This is a genomic window from Variovorax sp. PAMC28562, assembly GCF_014303735.1.
Taxonomy (GTDB): domain Bacteria; phylum Pseudomonadota; class Gammaproteobacteria; order Burkholderiales; family Burkholderiaceae_C; genus Variovorax.
The window spans coordinates 3,155,238-3,177,753 of the sequence record NZ_CP060296.1 but is presented as its reverse complement, the minus strand read 5'-3'; the positions used below and the strand labels follow the sequence as shown (position 1 = coordinate 3,177,753).

At 64.5% G+C, this 22,516-nt stretch carries 23 protein-coding genes and 1 pseudogene; 15 read left to right on the top strand and 9 right to left on the bottom strand.

Annotation, left to right across the window (positions count from 1 at the left end; all coding sequences use genetic code 11):
• Positions 1 to 2: 2 nt before the first annotated feature.
• The 4 genes from H7F36_RS14980 to H7F36_RS14965 are packed head-to-tail and all read left to right on the top strand — an operon-like array spanning position 3 to position 2,966.
• Positions 3 to 434 (top strand): RbsD/FucU family protein, encoded by a 432-nt coding sequence (locus tag H7F36_RS14980; protein WP_187051573.1) that lies wholly within the window; start codon positions 3 to 5, stop codon positions 432 to 434.
• Entirely contained in the window at positions 431 to 1,522 is a 1,092-nt protein-coding gene (locus H7F36_RS14975; protein ID WP_261802305.1) for an aldo/keto reductase, read from the top strand. Before H7F36_RS14980 ends, H7F36_RS14975 begins: the two co-directional genes overlap by 4 nt.
• On the top strand, positions 1,519 to 2,358 hold the full coding sequence (locus H7F36_RS14970; protein WP_187051572.1) for an amidohydrolase family protein: 840 nt from the start codon (positions 1,519 to 1,521) through the stop codon (positions 2,356 to 2,358). The genes H7F36_RS14975 and H7F36_RS14970 overlap by 4 nt, the downstream gene beginning before the upstream one ends.
• Positions 2,355 to 2,966, top strand: coding sequence for a DUF1349 domain-containing protein (locus H7F36_RS14965; protein ID WP_187051571.1), 612 nt, complete (start codon positions 2,355 to 2,357; stop codon positions 2,964 to 2,966). The genes H7F36_RS14970 and H7F36_RS14965 overlap by 4 nt, the downstream gene beginning before the upstream one ends.
• Positions 2,967 to 3,001: 35 nt before the next feature.
• On the opposite strand, the gene H7F36_RS14960 is transcribed toward H7F36_RS14965, so the two are convergent.
• Positions 3,002 to 3,388 (bottom strand): FKBP-type peptidyl-prolyl cis-trans isomerase, encoded by a 387-nt coding sequence (locus H7F36_RS14960; RefSeq protein ID WP_261802665.1) that lies wholly within the window; start codon positions 3,386 to 3,388, stop codon positions 3,002 to 3,004.
• Between the two features lie 177 nt (positions 3,389 to 3,565).
• Here H7F36_RS14960 and eat point away from each other — a divergent pair, with 177 nt between their 5' ends.
• The 4 genes from eat (at position 3,566) to H7F36_RS14940 (ending at position 8,042) form a co-directional block, all read left to right on the top strand.
• On the top strand, positions 3,566 to 4,930 hold the full coding sequence (eat, locus tag H7F36_RS14955; protein WP_187051569.1) for an ethanolamine permease: 1,365 nt from the start codon (positions 3,566 to 3,568) through the stop codon (positions 4,928 to 4,930).
• A 38-nt stretch (positions 4,931 to 4,968) separates the two neighbouring features.
• A complete protein-coding gene (locus H7F36_RS14950; RefSeq protein ID WP_187051568.1) occupies positions 4,969 to 6,372 on the top strand; it encodes an ethanolamine ammonia-lyase subunit EutB in 1,404 nt (467 codons plus the stop codon).
• The gene (gene eutC, locus H7F36_RS14945; RefSeq protein ID WP_187051567.1) at positions 6,369 to 7,187 is read left to right on the top strand and encodes an ethanolamine ammonia-lyase subunit EutC; all 819 of its coding nucleotides are present in this window, start codon (positions 6,369 to 6,371) and stop codon (positions 7,185 to 7,187) included. The genes H7F36_RS14950 and eutC overlap by 4 nt, the downstream gene beginning before the upstream one ends.
• Positions 7,188 to 7,463: 276 nt before the next feature.
• Complete coding sequence (locus H7F36_RS14940; RefSeq protein ID WP_187051566.1) at positions 7,464 to 8,042, top strand: peroxidase-related enzyme; 579 nt, start codon at positions 7,464 to 7,466, stop codon at positions 8,040 to 8,042.
• A gap of 4 nt (positions 8,043 to 8,046) precedes the next feature.
• Here H7F36_RS14940 and H7F36_RS14935 read toward each other — a convergent pair whose 3' ends face one another.
• Positions 8,047 to 9,732, bottom strand: a complete 1,686-nt coding sequence (locus tag H7F36_RS14935) for a phosphoethanolamine transferase (RefSeq protein ID WP_187051565.1) — start codon at positions 9,730 to 9,732, stop codon at positions 8,047 to 8,049.
• 31 nt (positions 9,733 to 9,763) lie between these two features.
• Positions 9,764 to 10,495, bottom strand: coding sequence for a phosphatase PAP2 family protein (locus H7F36_RS14930; protein WP_187051564.1), 732 nt, complete (start codon positions 10,493 to 10,495; stop codon positions 9,764 to 9,766).
• Positions 10,496 to 10,655: 160 nt separating this feature from the next.
• Here H7F36_RS14930 and H7F36_RS14925 point away from each other — a divergent pair, with 160 nt between their 5' ends.
• Together H7F36_RS14925 and H7F36_RS14920 are read left to right on the top strand one after the other, a co-directional pair.
• Positions 10,656 to 11,330, top strand: a complete 675-nt coding sequence (locus H7F36_RS14925) for a response regulator transcription factor (protein ID WP_187051563.1) — start codon at positions 10,656 to 10,658, stop codon at positions 11,328 to 11,330.
• A gap of 1 nt (position 11,331) precedes the next feature.
• Positions 11,332 to 12,786: a sensor histidine kinase gene (locus H7F36_RS14920; protein ID WP_261802304.1), complete on the top strand. Its 1,455-nt coding sequence runs from the start codon at positions 11,332 to 11,334 to the stop codon at positions 12,784 to 12,786.
• On the opposite strand, the gene H7F36_RS14915 is transcribed toward H7F36_RS14920, so the two are convergent.
• Positions 12,776 to 13,201, bottom strand: a complete 426-nt coding sequence (locus tag H7F36_RS14915; protein ID WP_187051562.1) for an acyl-CoA thioesterase — start codon at positions 13,199 to 13,201, stop codon at positions 12,776 to 12,778. The two genes, H7F36_RS14920 and H7F36_RS14915, sit on opposite strands and share 11 nt — an antisense overlap.
• A gap of 3 nt (positions 13,202 to 13,204) precedes the next feature.
• Complete coding sequence (locus tag H7F36_RS14910; RefSeq protein ID WP_187051561.1) at positions 13,205 to 13,987, bottom strand: SDR family oxidoreductase; 783 nt, start codon at positions 13,985 to 13,987, stop codon at positions 13,205 to 13,207.
• Positions 13,988 to 14,124: 137 nt separating this feature from the next.
• Here H7F36_RS14910 and H7F36_RS14905 point away from each other — a divergent pair, with 137 nt between their 5' ends.
• Complete coding sequence (locus H7F36_RS14905; protein ID WP_187051560.1) at positions 14,125 to 15,825, top strand: electron transfer flavoprotein-ubiquinone oxidoreductase; 1,701 nt, start codon at positions 14,125 to 14,127, stop codon at positions 15,823 to 15,825.
• On the opposite strand, the gene H7F36_RS14900 is transcribed toward H7F36_RS14905, so the two are convergent.
• Positions 15,782 to 17,107: a 4-aminobutyrate--2-oxoglutarate transaminase gene (locus H7F36_RS14900; RefSeq protein WP_187051559.1), complete on the bottom strand. Its 1,326-nt coding sequence runs from the start codon at positions 17,105 to 17,107 to the stop codon at positions 15,782 to 15,784. The two genes, H7F36_RS14905 and H7F36_RS14900, sit on opposite strands and share 44 nt — an antisense overlap.
• 125 nt (positions 17,108 to 17,232) lie before the next feature.
• On the opposite strand from H7F36_RS14900, the gene H7F36_RS14895 reads away from it, so the two are divergent.
• The 3 genes from H7F36_RS14895 to H7F36_RS22415 all read left to right on the top strand — a co-directional run bounded on the left by H7F36_RS14895 (position 17,233) and on the right by H7F36_RS22415 (position 20,039).
• Complete coding sequence (locus H7F36_RS14895; RefSeq protein WP_187051558.1) at positions 17,233 to 18,756, top strand: PLP-dependent aminotransferase family protein; 1,524 nt, start codon at positions 17,233 to 17,235, stop codon at positions 18,754 to 18,756.
• A 93-nt stretch (positions 18,757 to 18,849) separates the two neighbouring features.
• The gene (locus H7F36_RS14890) at positions 18,850 to 19,635 is read left to right on the top strand and encodes a class II aldolase/adducin family protein (RefSeq protein ID WP_187051557.1); all 786 of its coding nucleotides are present in this window, start codon (positions 18,850 to 18,852) and stop codon (positions 19,633 to 19,635) included.
• Positions 19,636 to 19,865: 230 nt separating this feature from the next.
• Positions 19,866 to 20,039 carry a TIGR02450 family Trp-rich protein gene (locus H7F36_RS22415; protein ID WP_315971421.1) on the top strand — a complete coding sequence of 58 codons (174 nt, stop codon included), beginning with the start codon at positions 19,866 to 19,868 and terminating at the stop codon, positions 20,037 to 20,039.
• A 97-nt stretch (positions 20,040 to 20,136) separates the two neighbouring features.
• On the opposite strand, the gene H7F36_RS22485 is transcribed toward H7F36_RS22415, so the two are convergent.
• The 3 genes and pseudogenes from H7F36_RS22485 to H7F36_RS14870 all read right to left on the bottom strand — a co-directional run bounded on the left by H7F36_RS22485 (position 20,137) and on the right by H7F36_RS14870 (position 21,979).
• Positions 20,137 to 20,274, bottom strand: coding sequence for an aldehyde dehydrogenase family protein (locus H7F36_RS22485; RefSeq protein WP_410003028.1), 138 nt, complete (start codon positions 20,272 to 20,274; stop codon positions 20,137 to 20,139).
• Positions 20,275 to 20,426: 152 nt separating this feature from the next.
• Positions 20,427 to 20,937 (bottom strand): annotated as a pseudogene (locus H7F36_RS14875) (type 1 glutamine amidotransferase domain-containing protein); the annotation flags it as partial.
• A gap of 199 nt (positions 20,938 to 21,136) precedes the next feature.
• Positions 21,137 to 21,979 (bottom strand): dienelactone hydrolase family protein, encoded by an 843-nt coding sequence (locus H7F36_RS14870; protein WP_187051555.1) that lies wholly within the window; start codon positions 21,977 to 21,979, stop codon positions 21,137 to 21,139.
• 247 nt (positions 21,980 to 22,226) lie between these two features.
• Here H7F36_RS14870 and H7F36_RS14865 point away from each other — a divergent pair, with 247 nt between their 5' ends.
• On the top strand, positions 22,227 to 22,508 hold the full coding sequence (locus H7F36_RS14865; RefSeq protein WP_187051554.1) for a type II toxin-antitoxin system RelE/ParE family toxin: 282 nt from the start codon (positions 22,227 to 22,229) through the stop codon (positions 22,506 to 22,508).
• The last annotated feature ends 8 nt before the right edge of the window (positions 22,509 to 22,516 follow it).

Here is a 22,516-nt window from a genome sequence, read left to right as displayed (position 1 = left end):
GCATGCTTAAGAACATCGATCCACTCCTCACACCAGCGCTGCTGCGGGAACTGGCCGCCATGGGGCACGGTGACTTCATCGCCATTTGCGACGCCAACTTTCCCGCCTATTCGGTGGCTGCCGACAAGCCGTTAATTCATCTGCCGGGTTGTGGGACGATCGCCGTGCTGCGCGCCATTCTCTCGGTGTTGCCGCTCGACACTTTCGACGGCAGCCCGGTGCACCGGATGGAACAGGTCGGTCATCCAGAAGTGCTTGCGGACATCCAGCGCGAAGCCGCCGACACGGTGTTCGCCCGACTGGATCCGGTGCCGCACGTGGCGGGCCTCGAGCGCTTCGCCTACTACGCGCAGGCCCGCGGCGCCTGTGTCGTGGTCCTCACCGGAGAAACCATGCCGTACGGCAATTTCCTGCTGCGCAAGGGAGTCCTGTGAGTGCGCCGTTGCCGGTCGTGTTGCCACGCCGCCCGCTCGGCCGCACCGGCCTCGACGTGACGGTGCTGGGCTTCGGCGCAGCACCGCTCGGCAACCTGTTCAGCCATCTCGACGAAGCCACCAGCGTCGCGGCTGTGGTCGCGGCTTTCGACGGCGGCATCAATCTGCTCGACATGGCGCCGCACTACGGCAACGGACTGGCCGAGCTGCGCGCCGGTGAAGCGCTTCGGCAGGTACTGCAGCACCGGTCGCGCGACAGCATCGTTGTGTCGACCAAGGTCGGACGCTGGTTCGATCCGATGCCGACCGGACGCGCAGCCGCACTGGCCCCCGACGTCGGTCATGCCGAGGTCGCGAGCCCAGGTTTCGTCGGCGCATTGCCGCATCGGGCAGTGCTCGACTATTCGTACGACGGTACCCTGCGCTCGATCGAGCAGTCGCTGCTGCGCACCGGGCTCGACCGTCTGGACATCGTGTTGATTCACGACGTTGATGTCTGGACGCACGGCCCCGACGCGATCGAAGCCCGCTTTTCGGAAGCCATGAAAGGGGCCTACCGCGCGCTCAGCCGATTGCGTGATGAAGGCGTGGTGCGCGCCATCGGCGTTGGCCTCAACGAAAGCGAAATGTGCGAGCGCTTCGCCCATGCCGGCGACTTCGACACGATGCTGCTGGCCGGACGCTACTCGTTGCTGGAGCAACCTGCATTGGGCTCGTTCCTGCCACTGGCGCTGCAAAAAAACATCGCCGTCATGCTTGGCGGCGTTTTCAACTCCGGCATTCTGGCCACCGGTGCGGTTGCAGGCGCGCGCTATGACTACCAGCCAGCGCCGGCCGCAGTGATGGCACGCGTGGCTGCGATCGACGCCGTGTGCGTGCTGCACTCCGTGCGGTTGGCCGACGCGGCGTTGCAATTCGCGCTCGGACATCCGGCCGTCACCACGCTGGTGCTCGGCGCCGTGACGCCGAACGAAGTGCGACGCAACATCGCCTCGCTTGCAGCGCCGATACCGCCGCAGCTATGGCGGGACCTCCGCACTGAAGGCTTACTGCCAGCCGCCGCACCGACGCCCGAGGGACCTGCATGAAAGTGGACGCGCACCAGCACTTCTGGCACGTGGCGCAGGCCGCTGACTTTCCTTGGATGTCGGCGGACGAGCCGGTGCTTTATCGCGACTATCAGCCAGATGCGCTGAAACCCATTCTCGCGCGGCACGACATCGAAGGCACTATTCTTGTCCAAGCATCGCCGACATTTGCGGAGACGGACGTGCTGTTACGACTGGCCGAAACAACACCGTTCGTGAAAGGCGTCGTCGGCTGGTGCGAGTTCGACGCCGTTGCGGCGCCCGCCGCCATTGCGACCCTGGCCCGATCGCCGTGGCTCGTCGGTTTGCGACCGATGGTCCAAGACATCGCCGACGACGGCTGGCTGCTGCGCGAGCCATTGCGGCCAGCGTTCGAGGCCATGGTGGAACATGACCTGGTGTTCGACGCGCTGGTGTTGCCACGCCACCTAACGCGGCTGGCCGAACTGACACGGCGGTATCCCGCGCTGCGCGTGGTGGTCGACCACGGTGCCAAGCCCGCGCTCCGCTGCGGCCTGCTCGACGAATGGCGGCGCGACATCGCCGCCGTCGCAAGATTCGAGGGCACCGCTTGCAAGCTGTCGGGCCTGGTCACGGAGTGCGGCGCCGACCGTTCCATCGAGCGGCTGCGCCCGGTGGTGGACCATTTGCTGGACTGCTTCGGCACCGAACGGCTTATGTGGGGCAGCGACTGGCCGGTGGTGAACCTTGCGGGCGGCTACGACGAATGGATGGCCAGCGCACAAGCGTTGCTGGCGCACCTGGCCGGCACGGCGCGCGACGCGATCTTCGGCGGCAACGCCCAGCGCATCTATCTCGACGGAGCGTCGGAATGACAGACCTTGCCATGCACGACAATTTTTCCGGCCTGGCGCTGCATCCCGCGTTGCGCTGGCAGTCCGAACCGGCGCACTGGCGCATCGGCACCGGAGGCGGCGGCCTGTCGATCGAACCGGACGCCGGTACCGATTTCTGGCAACGCACCCACTACGGCTTCGAAGTCGACAACGGGCACTTCCTGTACCTGAACGCGACCGGCGACTTCACGCTGACCACGCAGGTGCATTTTTCGCCGCGCCACCAGTACGACCAGGCCGGGTTGATGGTGCGACTGTCGCCGTCCTGCTGGCTCAAAACGTCGGTCGAGTTCGAGCCGGACGGACCGAGCCGGCTCGGCGCCGTCGTCACCAACGGGCAGTATTCCGACTGGTCGACCCAGCCCGTGGGAGACGAGGTGACCGCGCTCTGGTTTCGCATCCGCACCGAGCGCTCGGACTGCATCGTGGAATCGTCTACAGACGGAGTCGCGTGGTCGCAACTTCGAATCGCACATCTGAGTGAACGCGCAGCGGCGCCGTTCGTGCAGTGCGGGCTCTACGCCTGCAGCCCGAAAGCGGCCGGCTACAAGGCCGACTTCGCTTTTCTCGATTTCGCGCCAAGGTAAGCCAGCGCGTCCCGACCGGCGAAGCACTGGACTGCTTACTTGCCCTTGACCGCGACCAGCTCGACTTCGAAGTTGAGCGTCGCATTCGGCGGGATCACACCGCCGGCACCGCGTGAACCGTAGGCGATCGCCGGTGGGCAGGTCAGCTTGGCCTTGCCGCCGACCTTCATTTTCTGCACGCCTTCGGTCCAGCACGGGATCACGCCGTTCAGCGGAAATTCGGTCGGCTCGCCGCGCGAGTACGAGCTATCGAATTCCTTGCCGCTGTCGGGGAAGGTGCCTTTGTAGTGGACCTTGACGACGTCGGTCGCGGCCGGCGAGGCGCCGGTGCCGTCTTTCAGCGATTGGTAAACCAGGCCGCTCGGCGTGGTGACGGCTGCGCTTTGCGCGAAGCTCGCAGTGGACAGGCACAGGGCAGAGATACCGAAGGAAACAGAGAGAAGAAGAGATCGCACGGGAAGTCCTTGCAGGTTGAGAGCGGTCCATGAAGCCGCCCATGGAAAAGGTCCATTATTGCGAAGCCGCAGCGCCACGGCCGACACGCGGTGGCATTGGTCTTGCTGTGCAATGGCCATCTGCAACCTGGAAGGAAAAACCCCATGTCTTCGGGTCTTCGAAAAGTGCTCGGTCCGTTCCAGCTGTGGGGCATTGCGGTCGGCCTCGTCATCTCGGGCGAATACTTCGGCTGGAGCTACGGCTGGAACACCGCCGGGACGCTCGGCTTCCTGGTCGCCACCGTGCTGGTCGCGACGATGTACACGACCTTCATCTTCAGCTTCACCGAGCTGTCGACCGCCATTCCGCACGCCGGAGGACCCTTCGCCTATGCGCGGCGCGCCTTCGGACCGACGGGCGGCTTCGTGGCCGGCTTCGCCACGCTGATCGAGTTCGTCTTCGCGCCGCCGGCCATCGCGCTGGCGATCGGCGCGTACCTCAACGTGCAGTTTCCAGGCGTCAACCCGAAATGGTTCGCGCTCGGCGCGTACGTCATCTTCATCGCGCTCAATTGGGCCGGCGTCGGCATCGCGGCGGCCTTCGAACTCTTCGTGACGCTGCTCGCCATCTTCGAGCTGCTGATGTTCATGGGCGTGGTCACGCCGGGCTGGTCGCTGGCCAACTTCGTCGCCAATGGATGGGCGGGCGGCGACGTGCTCAACGGCGCGGCAGTCTCCGGCATCTTCGCGTCGATCCCGTTTGCGATCTGGTTCTTCCTCGCCATCGAAGGCGCGGCCATGGCGGCTGAAGAAGCGCGCGATCCGCACAGGACTATTCCCATCGCCTACACGACCGGCATCGTCACGCTGGTGATCCTCGCCTTCGGCGTGATGATCTTCGCGGGCGGCGTGGGCGACTGGCGCAAGCTGGCCAACATCAACGACCCGTTGCCGCAGGCGATGAAGGTGGTGGTCGGCGAGAACAGCGGCTGGCTGCACATGCTGGTGTGGATCGGCCTGTTCGGCCTCATCGCCTCCTTCCACGGAATCATCATGGGCTACTCGCGGCAGATCTTCGCGCTGGCCCGCGCTGGCTACTTGCCCAAGTACTTCGCCGCTCTGAGCCCCCGATTCAACACGCCGCACCGCGCGCTGTTGGCCGGTGGCGTGATCGGTGTCGTCGCCATCTTCAGCGACGAGCTGGTCCAGTTCGGCGGCCAGACCCTGACCGCCAACATCGTGACGATGGCCGTGCTCGGCGCGATCGTGATGTACCTGATTTCGATGGCGGCGCTGTTCAAGCTGCGCAAGTCCGAGCCGGATTTGTTGCGCACCTATCGCGCGCCCTTCTACCCCGTGTTTCCCGCCATCGCGTTCGGCCTGGGGCTGGTATGCCTGGGGGCCATGGTCTGGTTCAATGCGATGCTGACGCTTTTCTTCGTCGTGCTGATGGCGTTGGGCTACGGTTACTTTTTGGCGACGGCCAAACAGCGCCTGGCTGCTGCGCCGGATGCGATGCTTTCCACCTGAACGGGAAGTACCCGCTACCAGATCGACACGCCAGGAACATGCGATACAGCACCACCATAGAAGGCCAAGTCTTCACGTTCGATGACCTCAAACAGGTCATGGCGTTCGCGAGTCCGGCGCGTTCAGGCGACTATCTGGCCGGCATCGGCGCGGCCACATCGCAACAGCGCATGGCTGCCCGATATGTCCTTGCCGACACGCCACTCAAGCAATTTTTAAACGAAGCGCTGGTGCCTTACGAGAGCGACAACATCACTCGCCTCATCATCGACAGCCACGACGCCGCTGCCTTCGCGCCCGTCTCGCATCTGACGGTCGGCGACTGCCGCAACTGGCTGCTGTCGGAGCAGGCGACCACCGTCACGCTCACAGCGTTGGCACCCGGCCTCACACCCGAAATGGTCGCCGCGGTTTCCAAGCTCATGCGCAACCAGGACCTGGTTTCGGTCGCCAAGAAATGCAGCGTCGTCACGCGGTTCAGAGACACCGTCGGCCTGCCCGGCCATCTGTCGGTTCGGCTGCAACCCAACCATCCGACCGATGATCTGCGCGGTGTCGCGGCATCGACACTCGACGGCCTGCTCTACGGTGCTGGCGATGCGGTCATCGGACTCAACCCCGCATCGGACAGCATGCCGGTTCTCGGCAACCTGCTGCACATGCTCGACGAGGTGATCCAGCGCTTCGAGATTCCAACGCAAAGCTGCGTGCTGACCCACGTGACCAACACGTTGAAGCTGGTGGAAGCCGGGGCCCCGGTCGACCTGATGTTCCAGTCGATCGCCGGCACCGAAAAAGCCAACCTGTCTTTCGGCGTGACACCCGAACTGCTCGACGAAGCGTATGCGGCGGCGTTGTCGCTCAAGCGCGGCACGGTCGGCGACAACGTCATGTACTTCGAGACCGGGCAAGGCAGCGCACTGTCGGCCAATGCCAACTTCGGCGTCGACCAGCAGACCTGCGAGGTGCGTGCCTATGCGCTGGCGCGGCGCTACAAGCCGTTTCTCATCAACACGGTGGTCGGCTTTATCGGACCGGAGTATCTGTTCGACGGCAAGCAGATCATTCGCGCAGGGCTCGAAGACCATTTCTGCGGCAAGCTGCTCGGCCTGCCGATCGGTTGCGACATCTGCTACACCAACCATGCCGAGGCAGACCAGGACGACATGGACACGCTGCTGGTGCTGCTGGGCACCGCGGGCATCAACTTCATCATGGGCGTGCCGGGGGCCGACGACGTGATGCTCAACTACCAGAGCACCTCGTTCCACGACGCGCTGTTCCTGCGCGAAACACTTGGCTTGAAGCGTGCGCCGGAGTTCGAGGCGTGGCTGCAGAAGATGCAGATCACCGACAGCGCCGGTCGGCTCGCGCCACCCTCTTCCCATCAACCGAATCGACTGCTCGCAGGCATGGGCGGCTTGGCCGCGCTCGGCACATGACTTCGCCGGTCACTCCCAACCCCTGGCAGGAATGGCGTGCCCGCACACCGGCTCGTCTCGCGCTCGGCCGCGCCGGTTCCGGCATGCCGACCGATGAAACCTTGCGCTTCGGTTGGGCCCACGCGATGGCGCGCGACGCCATTCACGCTGCGCTCGATCTGGACAAGCTCGACGCCGAATTGCAGGCCGATGGCTGGATTGTCGAACGCGTGCGCAGTCGCGCGACCGACCGCACGGAGTACCTGCGCCGCCCCGACCTCGGCCGTCAACTCGATGCCGAAGACGCGGCGAGGTTGCGTGCCGATGCAGCGCAAGTCAACGATGCGAATCGGCCCGAAGTGTGCATCGTGATCGGCGATGGCCTGTCCTCGCTGGCGATCGAACGCCATGCCGTGCCGTTGCTCGCCGCCTTGCGAAAACACTTGCCGCCCGACACGCGATTCGCGCCTGTCGTCATCGCATCGCAGGCGCGCGTGGCGCTGGCCGACGAGGCCGGTGAAGTGTTCGGCGCGGCGCTTTCGGTGATGCTCATCGGCGAGCGGCCGGGCTTGAGTTCCCCCGACAGCCTCGGCATCTACCTGACCCATTCGCCGAAGCGCGGGCGGCACGACGCCGAGCGCAATTGCATCTCTAACGTGCGGCCCGAAGGTCTGGCCTATGACGTTGCCGCGTTCAAGCTCGCATGGCTGATGCGCGAGTCGTTGCGCCGTGGCCTGACCGGTGTGGCACTAAAGGACGAGAGCGATCTCGCAGTGCTCGAATCGGCACCGCAAGAGCCTCGCGTCATTTCGCCACACCCGCAGTCGCGCTCGTAGCGTTCTTGGGATCCGATTCGCGAGGTGACGCCGGAGGTGAGGCGGGAAGCGACGGCACTGCCACGCTTTCAGCCGGCGCTGCTTTCGTTACTGACCTTGGTCCAAAAACCCACGTCGTGAACGCAGCCGCGACGACCATGCCAACGGCGGTGATGCGCAAGCGCGTCGTGGTGGACATTGCCGCTGGAGGAGTTTCACTGGGTTCGTTCATCGTCTCAATGGGTTGTTGATGCATTGTGGCCGCGCGCGCCGCCAGCGCTGACTATGATCTTCGTCATGACCACACGCTACCCGCTCGCCGAACTCAAAGACTTGCCCGACGACATCCGCACCGCCGTGCTCGCGGTACAGGAGAAGGCCGGCTTCGTGCCCAATGTCTTCCTCGCATTGGCACGTCGCCCGGCCGAGTGGCGCGCCTTCTTCGCTTACCACGATGCGTTGATGCTGAAGGAAGAAGGTTCGCTCACCAAGGGCGACCGCGAGATGATCGTCACCACCACCAGCGCTGCCAACCAGTGCCTCTACTGCGTGGTGGCGCACGGCGCCTTGCTGCGCATCTACGAAAAGAAGCCGCTGGTCGCGGACCAGGTGGCAGTCAACTACCGCAAGGCCGACATCACACCGCGTCAACGCGCCATGCTCGACTTCGCGATGAAGATCTGCGACCGCTCGCACGAAATCGAGGAAGCCGACTTCGCCGCGTTGCATGCCCACGGCTTCGACGACGAAGACATCTGGGACATCGCCGCGATCACCTCGTTCTTCGGCCTGAGCAACCGCATGGCCAGCTTCAGCGGCATGCAGCCGAACAACGAGTTCTTCATGATGGGCCGCTTGCCACGCGAGAAGAAATAACGCCTCAGGTCGCAGGCGCGCGACAGGCAGCGAACATGTCGAGCGCCGGCTTGTAGGTCGGCGACAGCACGTCCATTACACCTAGAGCGGTGTGGAACAGGTTGTCGTGCGTATAGGGCTTGTCGAGTTCGTCTTTCAGGCAAGCACTCGACAGCTTCTGCCGCTTGACCATGCCATCGCCGAACCACGCCACCAGGGGGATGTGCTTTTGCACTTCGGGTGCGATGCTGTAGGGCAAGCCATGCAGGAACAGGCCGAACTCGCCGAGCGATTCGCCATGATCGCTCTGGTACAGCATCGCGGTGTCGTAGTCCTTGGATTGCGTTTTGAGCCAATCGATGGTGCGGCCGAGAAAACGATCGGTGTACAGGATCGAGTTGTCGTAGCCGTTGACCAGTTCGGTATGGCCGCATTCAGCCAGCGCGTTGGTCCGGCACTCCGGCAAGAACTGCTTCACGTCGGCGGTCGAGCGCTTGTAGTAAGCCGGGCCGTGGCTGCCCATTTGGTGCATGACGAGCACCACGCCTTTGCTGCGGCGTTCCGGCGGCAAGGCGGCCAGCCGCTCGTCGAGCCCCTTAAGCAACGCATCGTCGAGGCACTCGTCGCCGTCGCAGAGCGCAGCCTTGTCGGCTGCAGAAAGACTTGTCACGGCCGACGCATTGGGCACGCGATTGCACACGTCCTTGCAGCCCGACTGGTTCTCGATCCAGAACACCGCGAGGCCAGACGCCTGCAGCACGTCGAGCAGGTTCTCATGCTCGTCCTTGCGCGCCTCGAAAGCCGTCTTGCCGAGTGAAGAGAACATGCACGGCACCGATGCCAGCGTGTTGGTACCGCACGAGTAAACGTTATGAAAGCTGTAGACGTCGCGCTTCGCCAGCTCCGGGTTGGTGTTGCGCGCATAGCCGTTCAGCGCGAAGTGATCGGCACGCGCCGTTTCGCCGACGACCACCACGAAGAGAGGCGGTTTGGCCTGGGCGGCATAGCTGGCACCGAGCTTGGCGCCAGCCGTGATCGGAATCAATTTTCCGCTGCGCTGAAAGAGCGGTTTGACCGCCACGCGCATCGCCGAATAGAGCGGCGCCAACGGATTGATCATGTAGCGCAGATGCACCTCGTTGCGCATCAACGGGGCGAGGTCGCGGTTCATGACAAAGGCGCCGCCGAGGCCGATGGCCAGCGCCACCGCGGCAAGCGCCAGGTTGCGCCACCCCTGCGACCACAGTGGCATCCGCTTGATGCGCATGCGCCAGATCCAGAAGGCCGGCAGCGCGACGACCAGCAGAACGTTGAACGCCATGCGCCAGCTCAGCAGGTCGCGCACCTCGTGCGGATCGGTCTGCGTCGCATTGGCCATCATGCTCGGGTCCATCACGATGTGATAGGCCAACATGTAGTGCTGCACCACCGCAGCCAGCACCACGACCGCGAACCACAATGGCTTCATGAAGCGCGACCACGCGGTGAACGACAGCAGCGCGGTAGTGCCCGCGATCATCAGCAACGCCATCGCGCCGATGGTGCGCAGGTACACGCTGGGCGCACCGCCGATGCGGGCCAGATCGATCCACAGCGCCCAGTTGGCGGCCACTGCCAGATACAGGCTCAGGCAGAAAATGAACGTGCGCGCCGACCGTGGTTGGCGAACCCATGCATCGAAAGTTGCGAGCGGGCTGGAAGTCGTCGTCATTCTTTTAATCCCTTGATATCTTCATGGCGCTTCATGCCGCCTCCTTAGCGGCAATGCGCACTGCGGGCCTCCGCGCGAAACGCACCGCCGCATCGATCGCGAACGTGACCGTCCAGCAAATCCATGCGGTCCACAACGTGTGGCTCAAGTAGTGCGCGCCCCGCATCTGCTGAACGATGCCGAACACGCTGCCCATCACCAGCACCACGACCAACCAGCGGCGCGCCACGGCCGGCGAGGCGCGCCTGAAGACGAAGTACCCGCCGAACCAGGCGAAGGCCGCTGAGGCATGACCGGCCGGAAAGCACCCACCCGGCCCACCGTCCGCCACCCCGATCGCCCAGTGCGAAACATAGCGCGCCATGCCGCCGAAAACCTGCAGATCCCATGGGCAACTGGTCTTGCTGTGCGACTTCATCAACGACACGGCGAGCACTGCGGCCAGCGCAGACAAGGCCAGCTGGGTTCGTTCGACGCGGTCGAGCTGCCGCAGCACGCTGACCGGCCAGCGAATCGACGCGAAGCAGGCGGCCAGCACGAACCAGCTGCCAATGCGGGGCACGTCGTGCAGCCAGAAAGAGAGCTGTTTGCTCCAGCGCCACGGAAACCCCGCCGGCGTGCCGAAGACCTGCGCCGCCGCCAGGTCGAGTCCGGACGCGTCCCAGGCCAGGACGCACAGGAGCAAGACGAGCGTGATGCCGACAAGACGGGGCGTGCCGAGCGGAGATGAAGGAAAAGAGGAAATGGGAGACGGTCGATTCATGCAGCGTTTGAACAGCGCAGCGAACGCGGGACGATCACGGTCGGTCGCGAAAACCGAGGACAGAGCATAGGGCTTTAGCCTGAACGAAGCCTGAAGAGCGCACTAGACTCGACCGTCACCCATCGAGCGTCTTGAAGAGAGCCCAAGAAAAGGATACCGAGTGCGCGTTTTGCTGGTCGAAGACGACATGGCTTTGAGCGATGCGTTGCGGGGCTACCTGCAGGCCAAGTCGTTCGTGGTCGACGCGGCGCCCGGCCTGGCCGAAGCGCGTGCCGCACTGCTTCAGGCGCAGTACGCCGCCGTATTGCTCGACCTGCATCTGGGCGACGGCGACGGTCTCTCGCTCTTCCCGCAAATACGCGCCCTGCGCGACCGTCCCATCGTCATCGTGCTCACGGCGCGCGACCAGGTCACCGACCGCATCCGTGGGCTGGATGCCGGCGCCGATGACTACCTCGTCAAGCCCTACGACCCGGCCGAGTTGCTGGCTCGCCTGCGTGCCGTCGAGCGCCGGCGCAGCTCGGTCGGTGCACCGGTGCTGCAGTTGGGCACGCTCGAAATCGATCTGGCACACGACAGCGTTCGCAAGAACGGCGAGCCTGTGACGTTGACGCAAAAAGAGTGGGCGTTGTTGCGCGCGATGGCCACTCGCCCCGAGCGCATTCACACCCGCGAGCTGCTGCAAGACGCGCTCTACGGCTTCGACGACGACACCGACAGCAACACGCTGGAGGTCTTCATCAGCCGGCTGCGCCGCAAGCTCGGGCACGGCCACATCCAGACCCTGCGCGGTCTCGGTTACCGATTGGCATCGGCGGCGGACGAGGATCAGTGAAGTGGGCGGCATCCAAATCGACACACTGGCTGGCCGCCTTGCCCGCACGCTGATCTTCTGGGTCGGCGGCATCTGGCTCCTGAGCGTGCTGGCGGTGGTCTGGTATGTCGACCGCGAGATCAACTTCAACTTCGACAACGAGCTCGTCGAGGTATCGCATCGCATGTTCGACATCGCGGTCGCGGAGGTCGATCGCCGCATCGCCGACAAAGTGCCTGGCCAGCCATTGGTCGCGCCCACGCCGCTCTTCAAGGATGCGGCCGTGATCTACCAGATGGTCGATGCCAGCGAGCAGGTATTGCTGCGCTCGGCCGAGACACCGCCGGACACCTTCGACGTACCGGCGTCGCCGGGCTTCGTCAATCTCGACACGTGGCGCATCTACACGGTGAAGCACCCGACGCGCCCGCTGTTTCTGCAGGTGGCCGATCCGCAGAGCGAGCGACGCGATGCACTCAACCGAACGCTCTTTGGCATGCTGCTTCCGCTGGTCGCGCTGGTGCCGCTGCTGGCCGTCTTGCTGGGACGCATTGCCCGCACCGAGCTGAAGGTGCTGCAACAAATGACCGGTGAAATCGAACAGCGCAGCGGTGCCGACTTGCGACCGATCAGCCTGCCTGGACTCCCGAAGGAGCTGTTGTCAGTTGGCGATCATGTGAATCGCTTGCTGGAGCGGCTGGCGCAGTCGCTCGACGTAGAACGTGCGCTTGCCGCCAACGCAGCACATGAGTTGCGCACACCGCTCGCGGCCGCACGGCTGCGTCTGCAAACCGCCCTCGACCATGACCTGCGGCGCGAAGATGTGGCCGCCGCGCTGGCCGCCCTGAAAACGCTCAGCCATCGCACTGAAAAACTGCTTCAGCTGTCGCGTGCCGAATCGGGCGCGGCCTGGTCGCTCGATCGTGTCGATCTGGTCAAGCTGGCCGGCACGGTCGCAGAGGAGTTCTGGCGGGACGACCGCAACGATGGCCCGGACGGTCGGCTTCAGGCCATGCACCGCATCGACCTCAAGCTGCCCGGCGACGACACAGAGACGGAGACGGAGGCGGAGGCAGAGGCCGAGGCAGAACCCTCCGCCACACTCGGCGACTTCGATGCGCTCGCCATCGCATTGCGCAATCTGGTCGAGAACGCTTTGCACTACGCCAACGGCACCCGCGTCACGATCGAAGTCACGCACGACTGCGAGCTCGTGGTGCGCGATGGTGGCCCCGGCGTTACGCCGTCGCAGCTGCAGTCGCTGCAGGAGCGGCATGTTCGACACAGCGCCGACCGGGCGGGCTATGGCCTGGGCCTGTCGATCGTCGCGACCATCGTGCAAAAACACGAGGGGCAGCTCAGACTGGCGTCGCCACCGCTCGGTGCGCCGCAGGGCTTCGAAGCGCGCATCGTGTTGAAGCCCGCGCCGAAGCGCATGTCGACGACACGAGCGCCGGAAAGCCAGCTCAGGCGCTGACGAGCGCGCGCAGCCAGTCGGGCAGGGTCGTGGCCTTCTGCTTGCCGTAGTCGATCCAGATCGTGGTCGCGCCACCCTCCGCACACACGACATCGGGTGCGTCGGCCCGCGCCATCGTCCCCCAAGTCTCGAAGGTGGTGCGTGCCGGGTCGCTCACATACATCTTGAGCAACACGTTGCCGGGGTATTCGAGCTGACGGTAGAAGTTGCAAAAGGCATTGACGATCACCATGCCCTCGCCTTCGGGTGCATTCGTCGGTACGCCGAGTGAGCTCATCCAGTCGATGCGCGCTGTTTCAAGGTAGCGAAAGTAGGTGCCGTTGTTCAGGTGACCCATTGCGTCCATGTCGCCCCAGCGAATGGGGATCGACATCTCGTAGACCAGCTTTTTCTTGGCGGGGAGCTCGATCCGCATGCCTTAAACCCCGAAGCCGTCGTCGGCCGCGATCACCGCACCGTTCACGAAGTGGCTCTGCCCGCTCGCCAGCAACACGATGAGCCCGTCGAGGTATTCCGGCTTGCCGACCCGCTTGCGCGGCAGCATGCCCACCAGCTTCTTGCCGTTCTCGGTCTCCCAATGGTCGCGATTGATCTCGGTCGCGATATAGCCGGGGCACAGCGCGTTGACGTTGATGTCGAAGCGGCCCCACTCCAGCGCCATCGCCTTGGTCATCTGGATCACTGCCGCCTTGCTCATCGCGTACACCCCGATCTGGGGCAACACCTTGAGTCCCGCCATCGATGCGATATTGATGATGCGGCCGCCCATGTAGGTGCCCGGCGCCGCGCCGCGAGCGCGCGCGATCATGCGTTTGGCGACCTCTTGCGCGACGAAAAATGCGCCCTTGGTGTTGGTGTCGAAGACGAAGTCGTAGTCTTCTTCGGTCACGTCCTGCAGGCGCTGCGTGGTGCTCACGCCCGAGTTGTTGACCAGGATGTCGATGGCACCGACTTCGGTCTCGGCATGCGCCACGGCCGACTGGATACTTCCGATGTCGGTCACGTCCAGCTCGACCACGTGGGCGTCACCGCCCTCGCCCTCGATGCGGGCGCGCAGGTCTTTCAACCGGTCGACGCGCCGGCTCGCGAGCACCACCGCCGCGCCGGCACGTGCCAGCGTTTGAGCAAATTGCGCCCCAAGACCACTCGAGGCGCCGGTCACGAAGGCCACACGGCCAGAAAGATCGATGCTGTATGCCATAAAGGTAAATCCTGTCCCAGGGGTAGCGAGGCGGAGTCGCCGATGGATGACATCGGTGGCCGGACGCGCCGCATAAAATGGGTTTCCCCGCGGTGCTTGTGCCTCAAAAAATCATTATCGACGAGACCTTACAACCAATGACCCACGACGAAATCCTCGCCCAGTTCGGCCCCCGTGAAGCCATGGAATACGACGTGGTGATCGTCGGTGGCGGCCCGGCGGGCCTGGCCACCGCAGTCCGGCTGAAGCAGCTCGCGGCCGAACAGGAGAAAGAGATCTCGGTCGTCGTGCTCGAAAAAGGCTCCGAGCCTGGCGCGCACATCTTGTCGGGCGCCATCATGGACCCGCGCGGCCTGGACGAGCTCTTTCCGACCTGGCGCGAGATGGGTGCGCCGCTGAACCAGCCGGTGACCGAAGACGCCTTCCTGCTGCTCAGCGAAAAAGGCGGCGTGCGTACCCCCAATTTCATGCTGCCGGGCAACTTCCAGAACCACGGCAACTACATCATCAGCCTGGGCAACTTCACCAAGTGGCTGGCGCAACAGGCCGAAAACCTGGGCGTCGAAATCTTCCCCGGCTTCCCGGCCGCCGAAGTGCTCTACACCGACGACGGCAAGGTGCGCGGCGTGGCCACCGGCAATTTGGGGCTAGGCAAGGACGGCGAGCCGACCGACAGCTTCCAGCTCGGCATGGAACTGCACGGCAAATACACCGTGTTCGCCGAAGGCTCGCGCGGACACCTGGGCCGCCAGCTCATCGCCAAATACAAGCTGGACGACGGCAAGGATCCGCAGAGCTACGGCATCGGCATCAAGGAGCTGTGGGAGATCGACCCGGCACGCCACCAGCCCGGCCTGGCCATCCACACGGCCGGCTGGCCGCTGCCGAACGACACCTACGGCGGCTCTTTCGTCTACCACGCGGAGAACAACCAGCTGATCGTCGGCTACGTGGTCGGGCTCGACTACCAGAACCCGTACATGAGCCCGTTCGAGGAGTTCCAGCGCTTCAAGACGCACCCGAAGATCCGCTGGTACTTCGAAGGACAAGACAAAGGCTTGAAGGCCCCCAAGCGCCTGAGCTACGGCGCCCGTGCCATCACCGCCGGTGGTCTGCTCTCGCTGCCCAAGACGGTGTTTCCCGGTGGCGTGCTGGTCGGCTGCGAAGCCGGCTACCTGAACGCGAGCCGCATCAAGGGCAGCCATGCCGCGCTCAAGACCGGCATGCTGGCGGCCGAAGCGGCATTCGAGGCGGTGCAGGCCGGGCGGCAGCACGACGAGCTCGTCGCCTACCCGGCAGCTTTCGAGCGGAGCTGGCTGCACACCGAACTCAACAAGGCACGCAACTTCAAGCAGTGGTTCAAGAAGGGTCTGGCTGTCGGCACGGTGATGACCGGCATCGAGCAGCTGGTGCTGCGCGGCAAGATCCCATGGACCATCCACCGCAAAGAGGCCGACCACGTACGGCTGAAGAAGGCGGCCTCTTCAAAGAAAATCGTTTATCCGCGGCCGGACGGCAAGCTGACCTTCGACCGGCTCTCGTCGGTGTTCGTGAGCAACACGAACCATGAGGAAAATCAGCCCGCGCACCTGACGCTGAAAGACCCGACTGTGCCGACCCGCATCAACCTGCCCGAGTACGCGGGCCCGGAGCAGCGCTATTGCCCGGCCGGCGTCTACGAGTACGTGGCCGACGAGGCGAACGCCGGCAAGGAGCGGTTGCAGATCAACGCGCAGAACTGCGTGCACTGCAAGACCTGCGACATCAAGGACCCGACGCAAAACATCGTGTGGGTCACGCCCGAAGGCGGCGGCGGACCGAACTACGTGGGGATGTAGTCCGGGTCACCTGACTGGGCCGGGCGTTCAGCGCGTCGTCGATGATGTCCAGCGCGCGGTCGAACAGCGCATCGGGGATGGTCAACGGGTAGAGAAAGCGGATCACGTTGCCGTACATGCCGCAGCTGAGCAGCAACAGGCCCTGCGCCATGGCGCGTTGTTGCACGCGGCGGACGGCATCGGCATCGGGCGCACCGGCCGCGTCGCGCAACTCCACCGCGACCATCGAGCCCTGCGCGCGAACTTCGGCGATGCCGGCATTCGATTCCTTGGCGGCCAGCAAACGCATCGTTAGCTTTTTGCCAAGCCGCACCGAGCGTGCGCAAAGTTTCTCTTCTTCGATCACGTCGAGCACCGCGAGCGCCGCTGCAACGGCCAGTGGATTGCCGGCGTAGGTGCCGCCCAGGCCGCCCGGCGCCGGCGCATCCATGATGGCCGCGCGCCCCGACACGGCCGACAGCGGCATGCCGCCCGCGAGGCTCTTGGCCATCGTGATGAGGTCGGGCTCGACGCCGTGGTGTTCCATGGCAAAGAGCTTGCCGGTGCGGCCGAAACCGCTCTGCACTTCGTCGGCGATGAGCACGATGCCGTGCTGGTCGCACAGCGCGCGCAGGCCCTGCATCAGCTCGGTCGGCGCGACGTTGAAGCCGCCTTCGCCCTGCACCGGCTCGAGGACGATCGCGGCGACGCGCTGGGGCTCGATGTCGGTCTTGAAGAGGCGTGCAATCGCGGCCAGCGAATCGGCCGCCGTCACGCCCTGCAGTGCCTCGGGGTACGGCACGTGGAACACCTCGGCCGGGAACGGACCGAAGCCGACCTTGTACGGCGCGACCTTGCCGGTGAGCGCGAGCGTCATCATCGTGCGGCCATGAAAGCCGCCGCCGAAAGCGATGACGCCCGAGCGCCCCGTGTGCGCACGTGCGATCTTGATGGCGTTCTCGACTGCCTCGGCGCCGGTGGTGAAGAAGGCCGTCTTGGTCGGCCCGCTGATCGGCACCAGCGCGTTGATGCGCTCGGCCAGCGTGACCACGCTCTCGTACGGAACGATCTGATAGGCCGTGTGCGTGAAGCACTCCAGCTGCGCGGCGATGGCTGCCACCACGCGCGGGTGGCGGTGCCCGGTGTTGACCACCGCGATGCCCGCGGCAAAGTCGATGTACTCGCGGCCTTCGACGTCCCACAGGCTCGCGTTCTCGGCGCGCTGAGCATAGAAGTCGCACATCACGCCCACGCCGCGGGGTGTGGCGGCAAGGCGGCGGGTTTGCAGTTCGCTGTTAGTCATGGCAATTCCTGTGAAGTCGATCGAAGGCAAAAGGAAGTCAGAAGTCCTGCGCCGATTGGACGCCGGATTGGCCCCAGACAAAAGATCCGCTTTGCGCGATCGGATGGAGCCAATCACAATCGGCCATGAAATCGATTTGCGCGGACCTCGTTTTGCAGCGGATGTCGCCTGAGAACGGTGCTCCACGGGAAGCAGGCACCGCACTCAACCGCCAGCTCTACGACTGCCTGCGCGGCGCCATCCTCGACGCCAGCCTGCCGCCTTCATCGCCGTTGCCGGCCTCGCGCGACCTGGCCCGTGAGATCGGCGTGTCGCGCAACACGGTGCTCCATGCCTACGAACAACTGAGTGCCGAAGGCTATGTGCACTCGCGCGTCGGCAGCGGCACCTTCGTCGCTGCGACCACGCCGGAAAGCTTTCTCTCGGTCGGTCGCACTGCGGCCGAAGTCGACGTCGCAAACGGGGACGTGCGCCTGTCTCGCCGCGCACAGGCGTTGCTCGCCAATGCCTCGGCCGCGCCGCTGCAATGGGGCGCCTTCATGCCCGGCGTGCCGGACGTCACGCAGTTTCCGCATCGCCAGTTCAGTCGCATCCTCACGCGGCTGTGGCGCAATCCCGCGCCCGCGCTGCTGACCTATTCGCACGGCGGCGGCCACCCTGCCCTGCGCGCCGCCATCGCGGAGCATCTGCGCGTGGCACGTTCGGTGCGCTGCGAGCCCGACCAGATCCTGGTGACCGAAGGCGTGCACCAGGCGGTCGATCTCACGCTGCGCATGCTGGTCGATCCGCGCGATACCGTGTGGGTCGAAGAGCCTGGCTACTGGGGCTTTCACAAGGTGCTGCAGATGGGCTCGACGGTGGTGCGGCCGATGCGTGTCGAGGCCGTCGATTCCGTCGATGGCGGCTTGCCGCGCGGACGCACGCCGCCACGGCTGATCTTCACCACACCGTCGCATCAGTACCCGCTCGGCTCGGTCATGAGCCTGGCGCGGCGACGCGAGTTGCTCGACATCGCACGCGCATCGGAGGGCTGGGTCGTCGAGGACGACTACGACAGCGAGTTCCGTTTTGCCGGCCGCCCGATCCCGTCGATGCAAGGCCTGGAAGCCGATGCGCCGGTGATCTACATCGGCACCTTCAGCAAGACGCTGTTCCCCGGCTTGCGCGTCGGCTACATGGTTTTGCCACGCGCGCTGGCCGCGCCGTTTCGCACCGCGCACGCCGATCTGTATCGAGAAGGCCATGCCATCACGCAGGCGGCCCTCGCCGAGCTGATCGAGCAAGGCCACTACGCCGCACACATTCGTCGGATGCGCGTGCTCTACGCACGGCGGCGTGCGTTGCTCGTAGCGCTGATCGTGCAGCACCTTGGCACCGATTTCCTCGATGCGCAATCGAGCAATGCCGGCCTGCACCTGGTGCTGCGCCTGCCCGACGAATGCGACGACGTCGCCATCGCCGACGCAGCGCGAGCACGCGGCGTGTTGACCCGACCGCTGTCGCGCTACTACCTGCGCGGCGGCGGACGGCGTGGCCTGTTGCTCGGCTACGCGTGTGTCGAAGAGGCCGACATCGAACCCGCGCTTCGTGTGTTGATCGGGTGCTTGAAAGAGTTCATCACGTTCAACGACCCGATCGGTCCCATCTGAAAAATGCACAGCGCCCGCATCGATTGACTTGCTACGCGACTTCTCTCCAGTCGCTACAGTGGGTATCCAACCCATTCACCGGAGAGATTTGCAATGTCCCGACTCGTATCGATTCGCACGCTCGATTCACCTCACCTGGACGCTTCGGACGAAACCTGGCGCGCGCGCGTTCACTTGGCCGCGGCAAACCGCCTGGCGGTCTACGACGAGCTGGAAGAGGGGATCGACAACCATTTCACGATGACCGTACCCGGACGGGACGATCGGTTCATGGTGCTGCCCTTCGGCAGGCACTGGTCCGAGGCCCGGGCGAGCGACCTGATCGTGTTCGACGAGACCGGCAACGTGCTCGACGGCGAGGGCGACCTGGAGTTGAGCGCGTTCTGTATCCACGCACCCTTGCACCGAATCACCGGCGCCAAGGTCGTCTTGCACACGCACCAGACTTGGGCCTTGGCGTTGAACATGCTTGAGGACAACCGGTTGTTGCCGGGTAGCCAGACTGCGGCGTTCTTCGCCCGCAACGTGGCCTACGACGACGGCTACACGGGCTTGGCGGCGGAGTTGAGTGAGGGCGAGCGCCTCGCTGCGATCCTGGGCGACAAGCAGATCCTCTTCATGAAAAATCACGGCGTGCTGGTCATTGGAGAGACGGTCGCCCAGGCCTATCGACGTCTCTACAAGCTCGAGAAGGTCTGCAAGGCGCAGGTGTTGGCCCTGTCGACCGGCCGACCCCTGGCACTGCTGTCCGAGGAGTTGGTGAAACGGGTCGACACCCCCAATCCGAAGGACAGCCACTCACGCTCGGAGCGCGAGCAGCTTTATTTCGCGGCGATGATGCGGGTCCTGGACCGGGTCAACCCAGGATATGCCGATTGAATTGAGGTGCATGCAGTCTTTGCTGGCGGCGAAGGGTTCGGAACTGCAGGCCGATCGAAGGGCCGCTGATGAACAGATCGAACTGGCGCTGCCGCAGGACTGACCGTGGCGCACCATCACCAACTATGAGATCGATTCCTGAACCCGGGGCGGTAGCGCCAGCGCCCCAACACCGCACGCGAAAGAACCCGCTCAGCCCAAAAAAGCTTTTGCTGACAAAGTGGACGGCGGTGACGCCGCGTTATCGCGAGAAGCATTTCGTGGTGCTGCGGGTCATCGAGCCCGAGCCGCCGTCGATACGCGTCGAGCAGGTCGAACTGGAGGCCGTGCATTCCAAGCAGGTGTATCTGCTGCAATGGCGCGAACTGACTGACGCCACCCTGTGGCGCCAAGGTTGGGTCTGACGCGAGGCCGTCCCGGGCGTCTCCCGTCGCGGTTCCTGTCGCGGTTCCGTGACAAGCCTGAAACAAGGAAATTCTGCCGCTTGCAGCGCGTCTTGCCCTACGTCGGCGCAGTGCGACGCGGAATCAGCTTCTTGTTGATGTCGCTCGTGAAAACCGAACCGCCCAGCCCGAAGGGCGAGTCGTTAGCCAGCTCGACCGCGGCATCTTCGTCGGGGACACGGAAGAACAGCGCCACCGGACCGAAGAACTCCTGGGCCGACCGCTTCTTCGACGTGGCCGAGCAGCGTCTTCAGCGCCTGCGACGATGACAGCGGTGCCAGCGTGGTCTCCTTGTCCATCGGGTCACCCGGCTTGAAGCCGGCGATCGCGGCCTGGAATTTTGGTGGCGCTCAACTGCACGGCCGCCTCTTCGCTAGTAGTGCAGCCGGTGACCTTGCGGCCTTTGACCAGAGGCGCGCCATCCGCCCCACGGACATGACGCAGCACTGCCGGCGCGTGGCAGACGGCGGCCATCGGCTTGCCCGCGGCGATCGTCGCCTCGATCAGGCGGATCGAGTTCCTGTCCTCCGCCAGGTCCCACAAGGGGCCATGACCACCCGGGTAGAAGACAGCATCGAAGCCGTCCCCCCGAGACATCAGCGTGCTTGCCGGTGTGCCCCAGCGCAGACTGAGCCGCATCGTCGGCCTTGAAGCGCCGCGTCGCGTCGGTCTGCGCGTCGGGCTCGTCTCTCTTCGGGTCCAGCGGCGGCGGCCCACCCTTGGGCGAGACCAGCGTGACCTGCGCGCCAGCGTCGGTGAAAACGCAGTACGGCGCAGCGAACTCCTCGAGCCAGAAACCGGTCTTGCGGCCGGCGTCACCCAGCTTGTCGTGCGAGCTCAAGAACATCAGAATGTTCATGTCTTCTCCTTGTCGGACAAGGTGTCGTCTGACGCGGTGCAGCCGGAAGCTTGGACACTTGCCCGGGGCGAGTCAGCATTCCCGCAACACTACCGGCTCGGCGAACGCACGTCGTGAAGACCAAGTCAGGGCAAGTACCGGTGCCCCGCTTAATGGTCCGCGGGACGAGCCCTCCTGAGCTCGTCACCCGGCTACCGCATCAGGCCAGCGCCTTGCCGAACGTCGCCAGCAGGCGCGCCCAGGCGCGCTCGGATTGGGCAGCATCGTAGACCTGTGTGTCGGGCGGGCACCAGCCGTGGGCCGCGGGGTACACCTCCACCTCGGCCTGCAGCTTGGCGATGTCGAAAGCGGCGCGCAAGGCGGCCTTGGCTTCGGGATCTTTGGCGTCGTCGTTCTGAGCTACTGCGATCAGGTACTGAGCCTGCGTCTGGGCGACCAGACGGTGCGGGCTGTTGGGTGCTGCGGTCACCATGGCGGCGCCGTGGAAGGTTCCGACCGCGCCCACGCGGCCGGGCGCCACGCTGGCTGTGCGCACCGCAATCGGTCCACCCATGCAGTAGCCGGTGGTGCCCAGCTTGCGCGCCTTGTCTACTTGGGGTTGCGCATCGAGCCAGTTCACGAAAGCCTTGCCGTCGCTCAGATGCATCGCGGGCGTCAGGGCCTGCATCAGCGGCATCACCTGGGCAATCGGTGTCTGGCCGCCCTGCGCCGCGGTTGGCGCTTTCATCTGCCGGTAGAAGGGGTTCACCACCAACACGCTATAGCCTGATTCGGCCAGCCGCCGACCCATCTGCCTGAAGGCTGGGCGAAGACCAAAGATGTCGGGCCACACCAGCACGCCGGGTGCGTTGCCTGATGTGGGTGCAACGAAGTACGCGTCGCATGTACCGTCTGCGGTGGTGATAGTCACCTCGCGCTCGGTCACGGCCGCGGCGTTGGCCACGGCGGGCAACGCGGTCAGCATGCCAGCGGATGCGGCCCACGTGCCGAAGTCGCGGCGGGTGTACTTTTTAAGCTCTTCCTGGTCGTTCAGATCACACACGGTTGGTTCACCTTATTTGAGTCACATAGAGCCCAAGCTTTTGCCATGAATTGGAAAAGGCGGCAAGCAGGAGGGGTTTCCCTTGCGCCCGTTCATCGTCGGCACCGAATCGCTCACATTGATGGCCTCGATGCGCTTGCCTTTGAGCGCCCGGGGCGGCAGACCATGTCCGACATGGATGCCTCCAGATGTCGACGCCGATGGCAACGCTTGACGATACTAACGCGTCGCGTTACTATGCCGATTCATGGCAATCCAATCCTTTAAAGGCGCCTCGACAGAAGCCCTTTACCAGCGGAATCGCGTAAACCGCTGGGTGAATATCGAGACGGTTGCCCTGCGCAAATTGATGATGCTCGACGCTGCCATGGTTCTTTCCGACTTGCGCATTCCGCCGCAAAACAGACTCGAATTACTCAAAGGAAAACGCGCCGGGCAGCACTCGATTCGCATCAATGATCAATGGCGCGTTTGTTTCGTGTGGACCGTCGCTGGTCCGCAAGACGTTGAAATCGTGGACTATCACTGAGCCTTTTT

What these genes read in the sequence shown, in the direction of transcription:
- H7F36_RS14980 (WP_187051573.1), top strand. Translation starts at nt 3, where the DNA reads ATGCTTAAGAACATCGATCCACTCCTCACACCAGCGCTGCTGCGGGAA.
- H7F36_RS14970 (WP_187051572.1), top strand. Translation starts at nt 1,519, where the DNA reads ATGAAAGTGGACGCGCACCAGCACTTCTGGCACGTGGCGCAGGCCGCT.
- H7F36_RS14965 (WP_187051571.1), top strand. Translation starts at nt 2,355, where the DNA reads ATGACAGACCTTGCCATGCACGACAATTTTTCCGGCCTGGCGCTGCAT.
- eat (WP_187051569.1), top strand. Translation starts at nt 3,566, where the DNA reads ATGTCTTCGGGTCTTCGAAAAGTGCTCGGTCCGTTCCAGCTGTGGGGC.
- H7F36_RS14950 (WP_187051568.1), top strand. Translation starts at nt 4,969, where the DNA reads ATGCGATACAGCACCACCATAGAAGGCCAAGTCTTCACGTTCGATGAC.
- eutC (WP_187051567.1), top strand. Translation starts at nt 6,369, where the DNA reads ATGACTTCGCCGGTCACTCCCAACCCCTGGCAGGAATGGCGTGCCCGC.
- H7F36_RS14940 (WP_187051566.1), top strand. Translation starts at nt 7,464, where the DNA reads ATGACCACACGCTACCCGCTCGCCGAACTCAAAGACTTGCCCGACGAC.
- H7F36_RS14935 (WP_187051565.1), bottom strand. Translation starts at nt 9,732, where the DNA reads ATGACGACGACTTCCAGCCCGCTCGCAACTTTCGATGCATGGGTTCGC.
- H7F36_RS14930 (WP_187051564.1), bottom strand. Translation starts at nt 10,495, where the DNA reads ATGAATCGACCGTCTCCCATTTCCTCTTTTCCTTCATCTCCGCTCGGC.
- H7F36_RS14915 (WP_187051562.1), bottom strand. Translation starts at nt 13,201, where the DNA reads ATGCGGATCGAGCTCCCCGCCAAGAAAAAGCTGGTCTACGAGATGTCG.
- H7F36_RS14910 (WP_187051561.1), bottom strand. Translation starts at nt 13,987, where the DNA reads ATGGCATACAGCATCGATCTTTCTGGCCGTGTGGCCTTCGTGACCGGC.
- H7F36_RS14905 (WP_187051560.1), top strand. Translation starts at nt 14,125, where the DNA reads ATGACCCACGACGAAATCCTCGCCCAGTTCGGCCCCCGTGAAGCCATG.
- H7F36_RS14900 (WP_187051559.1), bottom strand. Translation starts at nt 17,107, where the DNA reads ATGACTAACAGCGAACTGCAAACCCGCCGCCTTGCCGCCACACCCCGC.
- H7F36_RS14895 (WP_187051558.1), top strand. Translation starts at nt 17,233, where the DNA reads ATGAAATCGATTTGCGCGGACCTCGTTTTGCAGCGGATGTCGCCTGAG.
- H7F36_RS14890 (WP_187051557.1), top strand. Translation starts at nt 18,850, where the DNA reads ATGTCCCGACTCGTATCGATTCGCACGCTCGATTCACCTCACCTGGAC.
- H7F36_RS14865 (WP_187051554.1), top strand. Translation starts at nt 22,227, where the DNA reads ATGGCAATCCAATCCTTTAAAGGCGCCTCGACAGAAGCCCTTTACCAG.